Origin of the sequence: Nocardioides sp. T5 (genome assembly GCF_048161455.1) — a bacterium.
In the GTDB taxonomy this organism is placed as follows: Bacteria; Actinomycetota; Actinomycetes; order Propionibacteriales; family Nocardioidaceae; genus Nocardioides.
Genome location: NZ_CP182415.1, coordinates 3,213,359 through 3,226,836 on the forward strand (window position 1 = coordinate 3,213,359; position 13,478 = coordinate 3,226,836).

At 72.7% G+C, this 13,478-nt stretch carries 11 protein-coding genes; 3 read left to right on the plus strand and 8 right to left on the minus strand.

Features of this window, described 5'->3' with window-relative positions:
• Nucleotides 1-64 precede the first annotated feature (64 nt).
• Together ACNKF0_RS15650 and ACNKF0_RS15655 are read left to right on the plus strand one after the other, a co-directional pair.
• Complete coding sequence (locus ACNKF0_RS15650) at nucleotides 65-1,684, plus strand: MFS transporter (protein WP_416953569.1); 1,620 nt, start codon at nucleotides 65-67, stop codon at nucleotides 1,682-1,684.
• 55 nt (nucleotides 1,685-1,739) lie between these two features.
• Nucleotides 1,740-2,378 carry an alpha/beta hydrolase gene (locus ACNKF0_RS15655; protein ID WP_416953570.1) on the plus strand — a complete coding sequence of 213 codons (639 nt, stop codon included), beginning with the start codon at nucleotides 1,740-1,742 and terminating at the stop codon, nucleotides 2,376-2,378.
• 17 nt (nucleotides 2,379-2,395) lie between these two features.
• On the opposite strand, the gene ACNKF0_RS15660 is transcribed toward ACNKF0_RS15655, so the two are convergent.
• The 3 genes from ACNKF0_RS15660 to ACNKF0_RS15670 are packed head-to-tail and all read right to left on the minus strand — an operon-like array spanning nucleotide 2,396 to nucleotide 5,677.
• Nucleotides 2,396-3,385, minus strand: coding sequence for a methionine synthase (locus tag ACNKF0_RS15660; RefSeq protein ID WP_416953572.1), 990 nt, complete (start codon nucleotides 3,383-3,385; stop codon nucleotides 2,396-2,398).
• Entirely contained in the window at nucleotides 3,382-4,485 is a 1,104-nt protein-coding gene (gene mnmA, locus ACNKF0_RS15665; RefSeq protein ID WP_416953574.1) for a tRNA 2-thiouridine(34) synthase MnmA, read from the minus strand. The genes ACNKF0_RS15660 and mnmA overlap by 4 nt, the downstream gene beginning before the upstream one ends.
• Nucleotides 4,486-4,495: 10 nt before the next feature.
• Nucleotides 4,496-5,677 (minus strand): cysteine desulfurase family protein, encoded by a 1,182-nt coding sequence (locus tag ACNKF0_RS15670; protein WP_416953576.1) that lies wholly within the window; start codon nucleotides 5,675-5,677, stop codon nucleotides 4,496-4,498.
• A gap of 137 nt (nucleotides 5,678-5,814) precedes the next feature.
• Here ACNKF0_RS15670 and ACNKF0_RS15675 point away from each other — a divergent pair, with 137 nt between their 5' ends.
• Nucleotides 5,815-6,135, plus strand: a complete 321-nt coding sequence (locus ACNKF0_RS15675) for a MazG nucleotide pyrophosphohydrolase domain-containing protein (protein WP_416953578.1) — start codon at nucleotides 5,815-5,817, stop codon at nucleotides 6,133-6,135.
• Here the strand turns inward: ACNKF0_RS15675 and proB are convergent.
• The 5 genes from proB to ACNKF0_RS15700 all read right to left on the minus strand — a co-directional run bounded on the left by proB (nucleotide 6,132) and on the right by ACNKF0_RS15700 (nucleotide 13,102).
• Nucleotides 6,132-7,265, minus strand: coding sequence for a glutamate 5-kinase (proB, locus tag ACNKF0_RS15680; RefSeq protein ID WP_416953580.1), 1,134 nt, complete (start codon nucleotides 7,263-7,265; stop codon nucleotides 6,132-6,134). The two genes, ACNKF0_RS15675 and proB, sit on opposite strands and share 4 nt — an antisense overlap.
• Nucleotides 7,255-8,820 carry a GTPase ObgE gene (obgE, locus tag ACNKF0_RS15685; RefSeq protein ID WP_416953582.1) on the minus strand — a complete coding sequence of 522 codons (1,566 nt, stop codon included), beginning with the start codon at nucleotides 8,818-8,820 and terminating at the stop codon, nucleotides 7,255-7,257. Before obgE ends, proB begins: the two co-directional genes overlap by 11 nt.
• Nucleotides 8,821-8,978: 158 nt before the next feature.
• A complete protein-coding gene (rpmA, locus tag ACNKF0_RS15690; RefSeq protein WP_056908627.1) occupies nucleotides 8,979-9,233 on the minus strand; it encodes a 50S ribosomal protein L27 in 255 nt (84 codons plus the stop codon).
• A 44-nt stretch (nucleotides 9,234-9,277) separates the two neighbouring features.
• A complete protein-coding gene (rplU, locus tag ACNKF0_RS15695) occupies nucleotides 9,278-9,577 on the minus strand; it encodes a 50S ribosomal protein L21 (RefSeq protein ID WP_056908626.1) in 300 nt (99 codons plus the stop codon).
• 186 nt (nucleotides 9,578-9,763) lie between these two features.
• A complete protein-coding gene (locus tag ACNKF0_RS15700; RefSeq protein WP_416953585.1) occupies nucleotides 9,764-13,102 on the minus strand; it encodes an Rne/Rng family ribonuclease in 3,339 nt (1,112 codons plus the stop codon).
• Nucleotides 13,103-13,478: the final 376 nt, after the last annotated feature.

Genomic DNA, 13,478 nt, shown 5'->3' on the forward strand with positions numbered 1-13,478 from the left:
TCCGACCCACTGTCGGACCCCCCTGATCCACTTGACGCGCACCACCATCCACGAAGGACGTTCCATGACCGACAGCACCCTGGTCGCCGACGAGGTGACCCCCGAGCAGCACAAGCGCCTGCGCTGGGCGCTCGTGCTCATCTCGCTGGCGCAGCTGATGGTGGTGCTCGACAGCACCATCGCCAACATCGCCCTTCCCTACATCGGCGCCGACCTCGACATCGACCAGGCCAACCTCCAGTGGATCGTCACGGGCTACGCCCTGACCTTCGGCGGCTTCCTGCTGCTGGGCGGCCGCTTGGCGGACCTCTACGGCCGCCGGCTGATCTTCATGGTGGGCGTGCTGGTCTTCGCAGTCGCCTCGCTCGTCGGCGGCTTCGCCCAGAACGAGTTCATGCTGCTGTCGGCCCGGGCCCTCCAGGGCCTGGGAGCGGCGCTCGCCTCCCCCGCCGCCCTCGCACTGATCACCACCACGTTCCCCGCGGGCAAGGAGCGCAACCGTGCCTTCGCCATCTACGCGGCGATGGCCGGCGTCGGCGCGGCCGTCGGGCTCCTCCTCGGCGGCTGGCTCACCGGGCTCGACCCGATCCTCGGCCTCGAGGGCTGGCGCTACACGTTCCTCATCGTCGTCCCGATCGGACTGGGTGCGGCGTTCTTCGCACCCCGCTTCTTCGACGAGTCCGAGCGCCACACCGGCTGGCTCGACGTCCCCGGTGCCATCACCGGCACGGGTGCCCTGCTCGCCATCGTCTACGGCCTGTCCCGTGCGGGCGACTCACGCTACGGCTTCGACGACACCACGACCATCGCCAGCCTCGTGCTCGGCCTCGCGCTCCTCGGCGTGTTCCTGCTGATCGAGAGCCGCGTCGCGCACCCGTTGATGCCGTTCCGGATCTTCAGGAGCAAGAACCGCGCGGCCGCCTTCGCGGTCATGATGATCGTCCCCGCCGCGATGTTCGCGATGTTCTTCTTCCTCTCGCTGTTCATCCAGCTGGTCGTGGGCTACTCCCCGCTCCAGACCGGCGTGGCCTTCCTCCCGTTCTCGATCGCCATGATCATCTCGGCGACGGCCGCCTCCAGGCTGATCGCCTTCGTCGACCCGCGCTACCTCTCCGGCGTCGGCACGCTGCTCTCGGCCGCTGCGCTCTACGGCTTCAGCCGCATCACGGTCCCCGAGGACCCGGGGTCGATCCTCGCCTCGCTCCCCGCGTCGCTGGGCGGTCAGGGCGTCGCGCTGGGCGACGGCGTCAACTACTGGACGCAGATCCTGCCGTTCGTCGTGCTGATGGCCTTCGGCATGGGGCTCAACTTCGTGCCCCTGACCCTGGTCGCGGTGCACCACCTGCGCGCGCAGGACACCGGGATCGGTTCCGGCGTGCTCAACACGATGCAGCAGGTGGGCGGCGCTCTCGGCCTGGCGACGCTCAGCACGGTGTCGCTGCACTTCGCGCAGACGCGGGCCGACGAGATCGCTCCGTCGATCGCCGCGGCCGCGCCCCAGCTCGACCAGGCGGCGCTGGGCCAGCTCGCCTCGCTGGGCTCGTTCACCGAGGGCGCCACGATGGCGTTCTTCGTGGGCTCGCTGATGATGATCGCCGCCTCGGCGATCGTGTGGATCTTCCTCGACGTGAAGCACGAGGAGCTCGCGACCGAGTCCGCACCCGAGGGCGTGGGCGTCCACTGACCCGGCGTCCGGCCCGCCCGCCCATCCGACGTCGCCACCGTCTCGAAGGACAAACGTGAGTGATCCTCTCCTGACCACCGCCGACGTCCCGGGCGACCCGCGCGCCATGGTCCTCGTCCTCCACGGGGGCAAGCCCCGGTCGGACCGGGTCATCGGCCCGACCAGTGCGTCGTGGCGCCGGGCCGCGTGGCTCCAGCGCTCGATCGTGCCGCAGGCGCACGAGGCCGGCGTCGGTGTGTGGCTCGCGCGCTACCGGGTGCGCGGGTGGAACGGCGGCGCCGGACCGGTGCACGACGCCCGGTGGGCGCTCGACGAGCTGCGGTCCGCGCACGGCGACGTACCCGTCGTGCTCCTCGGGCACTCGATGGGCGCCCGGGTCGCGGTGCACGTGGCCGACGACCCCTCGGTCGTCGGGGTGGTCGGCCTGGCCCCGTGGTGGTCCGCCGACGACCCCGTCACCACGCTGGCCGGTCGCGACCTCCGGGCCGCGCACGGGCGCCGCGACCGCATCACGTCCTTCCGGGAGACCAGCCGCTACGTCGACCGGGCGCGCAGGGTCGCCGCCAGTGCCGAGCTCCACGACATGGGCGGCCTCGGCCACTACATGCTCGCCGGGTCCGGGCACTGGCACGACGTCGCGCTGGGGTCGGTCCTCGAGGTGCTCGCCGCCAGGGTCCCCCGCGCCGAGCGCTGACCGGGCCCAGCGGGCGGTCAGAGGTTGCGGGCAACCGTCGCCGAGAGCCGTACGGCCCGGCCCGCCCACTCGGCCGTCGCCCCGGCGAGGCCGCAGGTCGGCGTGATCACCAGGTGGTCACCGACGCCGTCGGGGTCCAGGCCGAGCATGTCGAGCCAGCGCTGGACCCGCTCGGTCGTGCCGACCTCGGACGAACCCCCGGCAGGAGCGCTGGACGGTACGACGCCGAGGGCGGCGGTGCGGCCGGACTCCAGCACCTCGGCGAACGTGTCGAGGTCGGCCGGGCCGAGCATGTCGAGGTCGGCGGAGAGCCCGTGCACCCCGGAGCCCGCGACGAGCGACCACGGCGTCTGCGGGGCGCAGGAGTGCACCCACGCCTCGCCCCCGGCGTCGACGATGGCGGCGACGACCCACTCCAGGTGGGCCGAGGCCTCGGGCAGGTCGACGCTGCGGTGCCGGCCGAAGCCGCTGGCCGTCGGCACCTGGGCGGCCACGACCGCGGCCAGGGCCGGTTCGTCGAGCTGCACGATCCAGCGGTCGGCGCCCCCGATGCGCCGACGCAGGTCGGCGAGGTGGTTGCGCACCCCCTCCGCGAGCGCCTGGGCGAGCTCGCGACGGGCGCCGTGGTCGGCGAGCACCTTGTCGCCGCGCGGCTTCTCGACCGTGGCGGCCAACGTCCAGGGGCCGGTGACCTGGGTCTTGAACGCGCCCTCGTAGTCCTGGGCGAGCTCCTCGACGGTGTCGAGGTCCTGCGCGAGCAGCGAGCGTGCCCGGCGGTGGTCGACCCCGCTGGCGTCGGTGAGCCGCCAGCCCGCGGGCTGCAGGTCGGCACCGAGACCCGCGACGACCGCGAGCCCCCGACCTGTCATCGCGGCCGTGACACCGCGACCGGGCACCTCCGGCACGTGCGGCAGGTCGGGCAGCTCGCCCAGGACGAGACGGGTCGCCTCGACGTGGTCGGCGTCGGTCGTGCCGGGCATCGAGCCCACGCCGGTGGCGCGCGTCATGCGGCGCCGTCGACGGAGCGGGTGGAGGCGATGGTGGCGGAGCCGACGACGCGGGTGCCGTCGTAGATCACCGCTGCCTGCCCCGGCGCGATGCCCTCCGCAGGGTCGAGGAGGTCGATCTCGACGCGGTCCCCCGCCACGAGCACGACGGCCCGGTGCTCGGCACCATGCGCACGCAGCTGCACGGTGCCCTCGACCCGGTCGGGCACGGTGCCGCACCAGCGCGGTCGGATGCCCGACACGTGGTCGACGGCGAGGCGCTCGCGCGGCCCGACGGTGACGGTGCCGCTGACCGGCTCGATGTCGAGCACGAACCGGGGCTTGCCGTCGGCCGCGGGCACACCGAGCCGGAGGCCCCGGCGCTGGCCGATCGTGAAGCCGTACGTGCCGGTGTGCCGGCCGACGGCCTCGCCAGAGGTGGCGTCGACGATGTCGCCACCGTGGTTGGGCGCGCGATCGCCGAGCTTCTCGCGCAGCCAGCCGGCGTTGTCACCGTCGGCGACGAAGCAGATGTCGTGCGAGTCGGGCTTGTCGGCCACCAGCAGGCCGCGCGCCTCGGCCTCGCGGCGCACGGCCGGCTTGTCGGTGTCGCCGAGCGGGAACAGGGAGTGCCGCAGCTGCTGCTGGTCGAGCACGCCGAGGACGTAGGACTGGTCCTTGGCGTGGTCGGCGGCGCGGTGCATCTCGATGAGGCCGTCGGCTCCGGTGCGCAGCTGGGCGTAGTGGCCGGTCGCGACCGCGTCGAAGCCGAGCGCGAGCGCCCGGTCGAGCACCGCGGCGAACTTGATCTTCTCGTTGCAGCGCAGGCACGGGTTGGGGGTGCGGCCGGCGGCGTACTCGTCCATGAAGTCCTCGACGACGTCCTCGTGGAAGCGGTCGGAGAGGTCCCAGACGTAGAACGGGATGCCGATGACGTCGGCCGCGCGGCGCGCGTCGTTGCTGTCCTCGATCGTGCAGCACCCCCGAGCCCCGGAGCGGTAGGACGCCGGGTTGCGGCTCAGCGCGAGGTGCACGCCCGTCACGTCGTGCCCGGCCTCGACGGCTCGGGCGGCGGCGACGGCGGAGTCCACCCCGCCGGACATCGCAGCAACGACCTTCATCCCCGGCTCCTCAGCGAGCCCGGGCGGCCCGGGCGCGCTCCACGACGGGTCCGATGGCCTCGACGACGGCGTCGATGTCGGCCGGCGTGGTGGTGTGGCCGAGCGAGAAGCGGAGCGAGTGGCGCGCCTGGTCGGGGTCGCAGCCCATCGCGAGCAGCACGTGCGAGGGCTGGGGCACGCCTGCGGAGCACGCCGACCCGGTGGAGCACTCGATGCCGCGGGCGTCGAGCAGCATCAGCAGGGAGTCGCCCTCGCAGCCGGGGAAGCCGAGGTGGGCGTTGCCGGGCAGCCGCAGCGGTCCCGCCGGCGCACCGTGCAGGTGGGCGTCCGGCACCACCTCGATGACGCGGCGCACGAGGTCGTCGCGCAGGGCGGCGACCCGCACCGCGTGCTCGTGCTGGTGCTTGACCGACTCCTCGACGGCCGCGGCAAGGCTGGCGATGGCGGGCACGTCGAGCGTGCCGCTGCGGATGTCGCGCTCCTGACCACCGCCGTGCACCAGCGCGCTGACGGCCAGGTCACGTCGTACGACGAGCGCTCCCACGCCGTAGGGGCCACCCACCTTGTGGCCGGTGAAGGTCAGCGCGTCGACACCCGAGGCGGCGAAGTCGACCGGCACCTGTCCGAGGGCCTGCACGGCGTCGGTGTGCACGGGGACCTGGTGCTCGGCGGCGACGGCGACCACGTCGGCGATCGGCTGCAGCGAGCCGACCTCGTTGTTGGCCCACATCACCGACACCAGGGCCACGGACGCCGGGTCCCGCGCGATCGAGTCCCGCAAGGCGTCGACGTCGAGGACACCGTCGGACGAGACGGGCAGCAGCTCCACCTCGGCGCCGTCGGACTCCGCCAGCCAGTCGAGCGGGTCGAGCACCGCGTGGTGCTCGACGGCGGTGGCGAGGATGCGCGTACGACGGGGGTCCTCGGCCCGCCGGGCCCAGAAGATCCCCTTCAGCGCGAGGTTGTCGGACTCCGTGCCGCCGGAGGTGAAGACGACGTCACCGGGCCGGGCGCCGATCACGCGTGCGATGGTCTCGCGGGACTCCTCGACCACCCGCCGGGCGCCGCGTCCCGAGGCGTGCAGCGAGCTGGCGTTGCCGACGCCGGTGAGCTGGCGTGTCATCGCCTCGACCGCGACCGGGAGCATCGGCGTGGTCGCGGCGTGGTCGAGGTAGACGAGCGGCTGGTTCATGACCTGCCAAGCCTACGGGGCCGACCTTCGCCCACCCGCCCCGCGTGGCCACCTTCACACCGGAGGCCCCGGGCCGGTGGGAGGTGTGCCCGTGCACACCCACGAGCCCGCCGGCTCCGAGGGTGCAGGATCACCGCATGGACTTCCAGCAGATGCAGGAGCGCGCCCGACAGGTCCGGGCGCGCTACGCCGAGGTCGAGGCCTCCACCTACGGCCGGTCGTGGACGGTCGAGGCGGTCATGCTCGGCTTCCTCGGCGACGTCGGCGACCTGGCCAAGCTCGTGCAGGGCAAGGCCGGGGTGCGCCCTCGCGACGACCTCGACGAGGCGCTGGCGCATGAGCTGGCGGACTGCCTGTGGAGCGTCCTGACCCTCGCCGACGCGTACGACGTCGACCTCGCCGCCGCCTTCACCAGCACGATGGACGAGCTCGACGAGGTCCTGGCCGAGGAGCCCTAGAGCACGACGAGGTCGTCGCGGTGGATGACCTCGCGCTCGTACGCCGTCCCCAGCGCGTGCTTCAGCTCCCGGGTCGAGCGGCCGAGGAGGGCGGGCAGCTCGTCGGCGTCGAAGTTCACGAGCCCGCGGCCCACCACCGCGCCGTCGGGGTCGAGCAGGTCGACCGCATCACCGGCGACGAACGTGCCGTCGACGGCCGTGATGCCCGCCGGGAGCAGGGACGCGCGCCGCTCGACGACCGCGCGCACGGCGCCCTCGTCGAGGGACAGCGTGCCCTGCCCGGACGTCGCGTGCGCCAGCCACAGCAGCCGGGTGGGGCGGCGCTTGCCGGTGGCCTCGAAGTGGGTGCCGACCACCGCACCTGACAGCGCGGCGGCGGCCTGGTCGGCGGAGGTCAGCACGACGTCGATGCCGGCGCCGGTCGCGATCCGCGCCGCGTCGACCTTCGTGGTCATGCCACCGGTGCCGACGCCGGCGGCGCCGGCCGACCCGATGGTCACCGCCGCCAGGTCGTCCTCGGAGCGGACGACCGGGACCAGCTGCGTGCCCTGGCGCGACGGAGGACCGTCGTAGAGGCCGTCGACGTCGGAGAGCAGCACCAGCAGGTCGGCGTGCACGAGGTGGGCGACGAGCGCCGCCAGCCGGTCGTTGTCGCCGAAGCGGATCTCGGAGGTCGCGACGGTGTCGTTCTCGTTGACGATCGGCACGACACCGAGCTCGAGCAGCTTGGCGAAGGTCTGGTGGGCGTTGCGGTAGTGCGCACGCCGCGTGACGTCGTCGACGGTGAGCAGCACCTGGCCCGTGACGATGCCGTGCCGGGCGAACTCCTCCTGGTAGCGGTGCGCGAGGAGCCCCTGGCCGACCGACGCGGCGGCCTGCTGTGCGGCGAGGCTGCGCGGGCGCCTGGTCAGCCCGAGGGGGGCCAGGCCGGCGGCGATGGCGCCCGACGAGACGAGCACGACCTCGGCACCGCTGCCGCGCGCGGCAGCGAGGACCTCCACCAGCTGACGTACGCGTGCGGGGTCGATGCCGCCGGCGGCGGTGGTCAGCGACGACGAGCCGACCTTGACGACGATGCGACGGGCACCGTCCACCAGGCTCAGCCGGGTGGCCGAGCGGTCAGTCGTCACTGCCGTCCCAGTCGGGGTCGTCCTTGCTGCCGATCTCGTAGGCCATCGGACCGACGCCGGAGCTGCCGGTGCTGCGGTTGGGCCCCTTCTTCCGGCGCTCCTCGTCAAGGCGGCGGGCCACGTCGGCGCGGGCCTCCTCCTCCGACTTCGTCTCCATCGCCTCGGCGATGTCACGTCGTCGGTCGCGGGCCGGTCGGTTCTCGCGGAGTCGCTCGTCCTCACCGCGACGGCCGAGCATCTCGGCACCGGCCTCGATGCTGGGCTTGAAGTCGAAGACGACCGAGTTGTTCTCCGGCCCGATGATGACGGCGTCGCCCTCCTGCGCCCCCATCTGCGCCAGCTTGATCTCCACGCCCAGCCGGTTGAGACGGTCGGCCAGGAAGCCCACGGCCTCCTCGTTGCTGAAGTCGGTCTGCCGCACCCAGCGCTCGGGCTTGGTGCCACGCACCCGCCAACCGTCCTCGGTCTCGACGACCTGGAAGTCGTCCCCACCGTCGACAGCCTTCGGTCGCAGCACGATCCGCTCCGGCTCGGCCGCGGGAGCGACCTCGCGGGACGCGACGACGATCTCGGCCATGGCGAAGGTGAGCTCCCGGAGCCCGGCGCCGGAGGCGGCGCTGACCTCGAAGACCCGCATCCCGCGGCCGCGCAGCTCCTCGACCACCATGTCGGCGATGTCCTGGCCGTCCGGGACGTCGACCTTGTTGAGGGCGACCAGTCGGGGCCGGTCCTCCAGCCCGCCGTAGCGGGCGAGCTCGCCCTCGATGACCTCGAGGTCGTCGAGCGGGTTGCGGCCGGGCTCGATCGAGGCCGTGTCGACGACGTGGACCAGCGCCGCGCAGCGCTCGATGTGGCGCAGGAAGTCGTGGCCGAGGCCGCGCCCCTCCGCGGCGCCCTCGATCAGGCCGGGCACGTCGGCGACCACGAAGGTCGTCTCGCCCGCGGTGACCACACCGAGGTTGGGGATCAGGGTGGTGAACGGGTAGTCGGCGATCTTGGGCCGCGCCCGGGAGATCGCCGCGATCAGCGACGACTTGCCGGCGCTCGGGAACCCGACCAGGCCGATGTCGGCGACGACCTTGAGCTCGAGACGTACGACGAGCTCGTCGCCGGGCTCACCCAGCAGGGCGAACCCGGGGGCCTTGCGCTTGGAGGAGGCGAGGGCGGCGTTGCCGAGGCCCCCGCGGCCGCCGGCAGCGACGACGAGGGTCGTGCCGTGGCCGACCATGTCGGCCAGCACGGAGCCGTCGGCGTCCTTGACGAGGGTGCCGTCGGGGACGGTCAGGACCAGGTCCTTGCCGTTGCCGCCGTTCTTGTGGTCACCCGCGCCCTGGCCGCCGTTGTCGGCGCGGCGCTTCGGGCTGTGGTGGTAGTCGACGAGCGTCGTGACGCTCGTGTCGACCTGCAGGATGATCGACCCGCCCTGGCCGCCGTTGCCGCCGTCCGGGCCGCCCAGCGGCTTGAACTTCTCCCGCTTGACCGAGGCCACGCCGTTGCCACCTCGTCCGGCCGCGAGGTGCAGCGTGACCTGGTCGACGAACGTGGGGATGGCCATCAGATTCCTTGCTGTCAGTGGTGCTGAAACCACAAAAGGCGCCCCAGGTGGGACGCCCAGTGGTGAGACGGATTTCGAGACGAGTCGCTCAGCTCCTCGCAAGCTCGGACCTGAGCCGAGCTCTCCTCAATCTCCCGCCCTGTGTCGACTTCGCAGGCTCAGTCGACGGGCGTGATGTTGACGACCTTGCGACCGCGGCGGGTGCCGAACTCGACGGCGCCGGCCTGCAGGGCGAACAGGGTGTCGTCACCGCCGCGACCCACGCCGGTGCCCGGGTGGAAGTGCGTGCCGCGCTGGCGGACGATGATCTCGCCGGCGCCGACGACCTGGCCGCCGAAGCGCTTCACGCCGAGGCGCTGTGCGTTGGAGTCGCGACCGTTCTTGGTGCTCGCGGCACCCTTCTTGTGAGCCATTGTTCAGTCCTTCTGAAGAGACTTGGTCGACCTCGAGCGAGCGCTCAGAGGGAGATGTCGGTGACCTTCACCTGGGTGTACTTCTGGCGGTGACCCTGGCGCTTCTTGTAGCCGGTCTTGTTCTTGTACTTCTGGATGATGATCTTCGGGCCCTTGGTGCGGCCGGTCACCTCGACGGTGACGCTCGCCTTGTCGAGGCCGGTCGCGGTGACCTTGTCACCGTCGACGACCATCACCACGGGAAGGGTGAGGGTGTCACCGGCGGCGGCCATCGCGTCGATCTCGATGACGTCGCCCACGGCAACCTTCTGCTGCTTGCTGCCACTGCGCACGACTGCGTACACGGCGAGTCACTCTCCTCGATACGAACTACAGGTGAAAAAACTTCGGGACTGCGCACGACACCGCCTGATCGGGCGAGTACGCCGCGTGGCGGGCGCGCAGAATCGGTGCGTCGAACACCGAGGGTCAAGACTACGGGATCGGGGGCCGACCGGGCAAAACGAGGTCGGCCACCCGCTCCCGCGAGCTCAGCGCTTGCGCGAGCCCTTCTTCTTGATCGGGACGTGCTCGACCACCGGCGCCTCGCCCGGACCGCCGGACGACAGCTCCGGCTGCGCGCTCGACTGGCCGTCCGCTCCGGGCTCCAGACCGGCGGTCCCGGGCTCGACAACGCCCGACGCCGGCACCGTGCCCACACCGGACGGCGGTCCGGCGGGGCGGCTGGCGGAACGGCGACGCGTGCGGGTGACCACCTTCGGCTTCTCGGCCTCGACAGGCGCCTCGACGGCCACCTCAACGTGCTGCTCGACGGGCCGCTCGGTCTTCTCCTCGACCGCCCCGCCGTCGGCCGACGGCTCGGGCGAGGCCTCGGGCGAGGGCTCGGGGGCCGTCTCGGGGGCCGTCTCGGGGGAAGCCTCTGCCGCCGGCTCGGGAGCAGCCTCGGGGGCAGCCTCGGTCGACGCCTCCTCGACCTGCCGGTCGGCCCGCGCCATGGCTGCGACGTCCTTGGGCGACGGGGCGTGGTGCTGCTCGCCGGACGCGGCGTTGCCGCTGTCGTTGCCGGACTCCTCGTTGCCCGAGCCGCGGCGTCCGCGCCTCCGGCTGCCGCGACGGCCCTCGCCGTCGTCGGAGCGTGCGTCGGGGTCGACCGGCTGGTCCTTGATGACCACGCCACGGCCGTGGCAGTGCTCGCAGTTCTCGCTGAACGCCTCCACCAGGCCGGTGCCGATGCGCTTGCGGGTCATCTGCACCAGCCCGAGCGAGGTCACCTCGGCGACCTGGTGGCGGGTGCGGTCGCGACCGAGGCACTCCACGAGCCGGCGTACGACGAGGTCGCGGTTCGACTCGAGCACCATGTCGATGAAGTCGACGACGATGATGCCGCCGATGTCGCGCAGCCGGAGCTGGCGCACGATCTCCTCGGCCGCCTCGAGGTTGTTCTTGGTGACCGTCTCCTCGAGGTTGCCCCCGGACCCGGTGAACTTGCCGGTGTTGACGTCGACGACGGTCATCGCCTCGGTGCGGTCGATGATGAGCGAGCCTCCCGAGGGCAGCCAGACCTTGCGGTCCAGGCCCTTCTGGATCTGCTCCTCGATGCGGTAGGTCGAGAACACGTCGCCCCCGGTCGCGCCGCGCTCGAACTTCTCGAGCCGCTCGCCGAGGTCGGGGGCGACCGAGTCGACGTACCCACGGACGGTCTCCCAGGCCTGGTCACCCTCGATGACCAGCTTGGCGAAGTCCTCGGTGAACAGGTCGCGGACGACCTTGAGGGTCAGGTCGGGCTCGCCGTAGAGCAGCTGCGGGCCGGAACCCCTGTGGGTCGCCTTCTTCTCGATGTCCTCCCAGCGTGCCTTGAGGCGCTCGACGTCGCGCGTCAGCTCCTCCTCACTGGCACCCTCCGCCGCGGTGCGCACGATGACGCCTGCGGTGTCGGGGACGATCTCCTTCAGGAGCGTCTTGAGACGGCTGCGCTCGGTGTCGGGCAGCTTGCGGGAGATCCCGGACGTGGTGCCGTCCGGGACGTAGACGAGGAAGCGGCCGGCCAGGCTCACCTGGCTGGTCAGGCGGGCGCCCTTGTGGCCGACCGGGTCCTTGGTGACCTGCACGAGGACCATCTGGCCGCTGGAGAGCACCGACTCGATCTTGCGCGGCTGGCCCTCCTTGTGGCCGAGCGACTGCCAGTTGACCTCGCCGGCGTAGAGGACCGCGTTGCGGCCCTTGCCGATGTCGATGAAGGCGGCCTCCATCGACGGGAGGACGTTCTGCACGCGGCCGAGGTAGACGTTGCCGATGAGGGAGGTCTGGGACTCGCGGGCGACGTAGTGCTCCACGAGGACCTTGTCCTCGAGCACGGCGATCTGGGTCAGCTCCTTGCGCTGGCGGATCACCATCACCCGCTCGACCGACTCGCGGCGGGCGAGGAACTCGGCCTCGCTGACGATCGGCGCCCGGCGTCGGCCGGCCTCGCGGCCCTCGCGACGGCGCTGCTTCTTGGCCTCGAGACGGGTGGAGCCCTGGACCGAGGTGATCTGGTCCTCGGCGGAGCGGGTCTTGCGGACGCGGGTGACGGTGTTGGGCTCGCTGTCGTCGGAGGAGCCCTCCTCGCCGGCACGGCGACGGCGGCGACGGCGGCGCGAGGTGCCCTCGCCGGTGCCGTCGGCCCCGTCGGAGTCAGCGTCGCTCGGGCCGGAGGTCGTGGTCGCCTCCGCGGTGTCGCCGGCCGCGTCGGCGGACCCGGCGTCGGTGTCGCCACCCTCGTCGCCGCCCTCGCCGGACTTGCGACGGCGACGACCGCCACGACGGCGGCGCCGGCGACCGGAGCCACCGTCACCCTCTGATTCGTCGCTGGACTCCCCCGCGTCGGCGGTGTCGGTGCCGGTGTCGGCGACCTCCCCGGCAACCTCGGTCGCGTCGGCATCGGCGAGGACTGTGTCGGCGGTGGCCTCCTCGTCCTCGTCGGGGACGGGCACCTCATCGACCTGCGCCGCGGCAGCCTTCTTGCCGGACCTCGACCCGGACCTCTTCCTGGCCGGCTTCTCGGCAGGCTGCTCGGCGTCGGACGTCTGGTCGTCGGATGCCTGGGCGTCGGATGTCTCGGCGGGCGACTTCTTCGCGGCTGACTTCTTGGCCGCCGACTTCTTCGCCGCGGCCTTCTTCCCGGTCACGGGGGCGTCCGCGGCGTCAGCGGGCCCGGTCGCCTCGGCCTCGAGCCCGGCCGGCGCACTCTCGACCGGAGCCGGCGCCGCCTTCTTGCGGGTGCGGCGGGTGGTCGTGGTGACGACCGGCGGCTGGAACAGCACGGCGTGACCGGTCGCGGCGTCGGTGGTGTCGGCGGTGGTGTCGTTGGTGCTGTCGGTGGCCGGCGCGGTCTCCTCGACCTCTGGCTGGGGTGCTGCGGCGGCCTTCTTGGCGCTGGTCCGCTTGGCGGCCGCCTTCTTGGCCGGGGCCTTCTCGGCGGACTTGGCCGCGGACTTGCGGGCGGCGGCCTTCTTCACCGGCGCCGGGGCGTCCTCGGCCACGACATCGGCCTCCGGCTCCACCACGGGCGCGTCGGCCTCGGGCGTCGCGGCGGCCTTCTTCGCGGCGCTCTTGCGAGCCGGCGCCTTCTTGGCGGGCGCCCGGCGCGAGGTGGTGCTGCGCACGACGGGGGCGTCGGCGTCACCGGCCGCGGAAGCCGGGGCGGACGCGGCCGCGTCGGCGGGAGCGGCGGCCGGCGTGTCTCCGGCCGGCGCAGCGGCTGCCTTCTTGGCAGGCGCCTTGCGCGTACGACGTGTCACGACGGGCGCGGTGCCCCCGTCGGTAGCTCCGGGAGTCGCGGACCCCGACTCGGTGCGCTCGGGCTGGTCGGGCTGGTCATCACTGAGCATGTGGTGCTCCTCGGGCACCGTGACGGTGCCGGTACGGCGCCCGCTCCTCTCGCGACGCGATCGGCGGGGGCGCAAAGCTTCTGTGGCGGCGACCCCCTCCGCGGGTGCGTCTCCGGACGGCCGGTGCGCCACCCGCCGCGGTCGCCGGGCCACGCGAGTCGCTGTCACCGACTCCTGTGGCCGCGTCGCGGTCCGGTGACGTCCACCCACCCGGGGTGCCGACCGCTGGTGCGGCCGGCGAGAACGTCGTCGGCTCGACGGATCCCGACGGTTGGACGGGGCGTCGAACGTGGCGAGTATCGCACACCGGTCGGCTCCCGCCCCAAGGCGCGCAGCGGCCGGGCGCGCCCCGATGCGCCGATATGCTCCCCGGGCA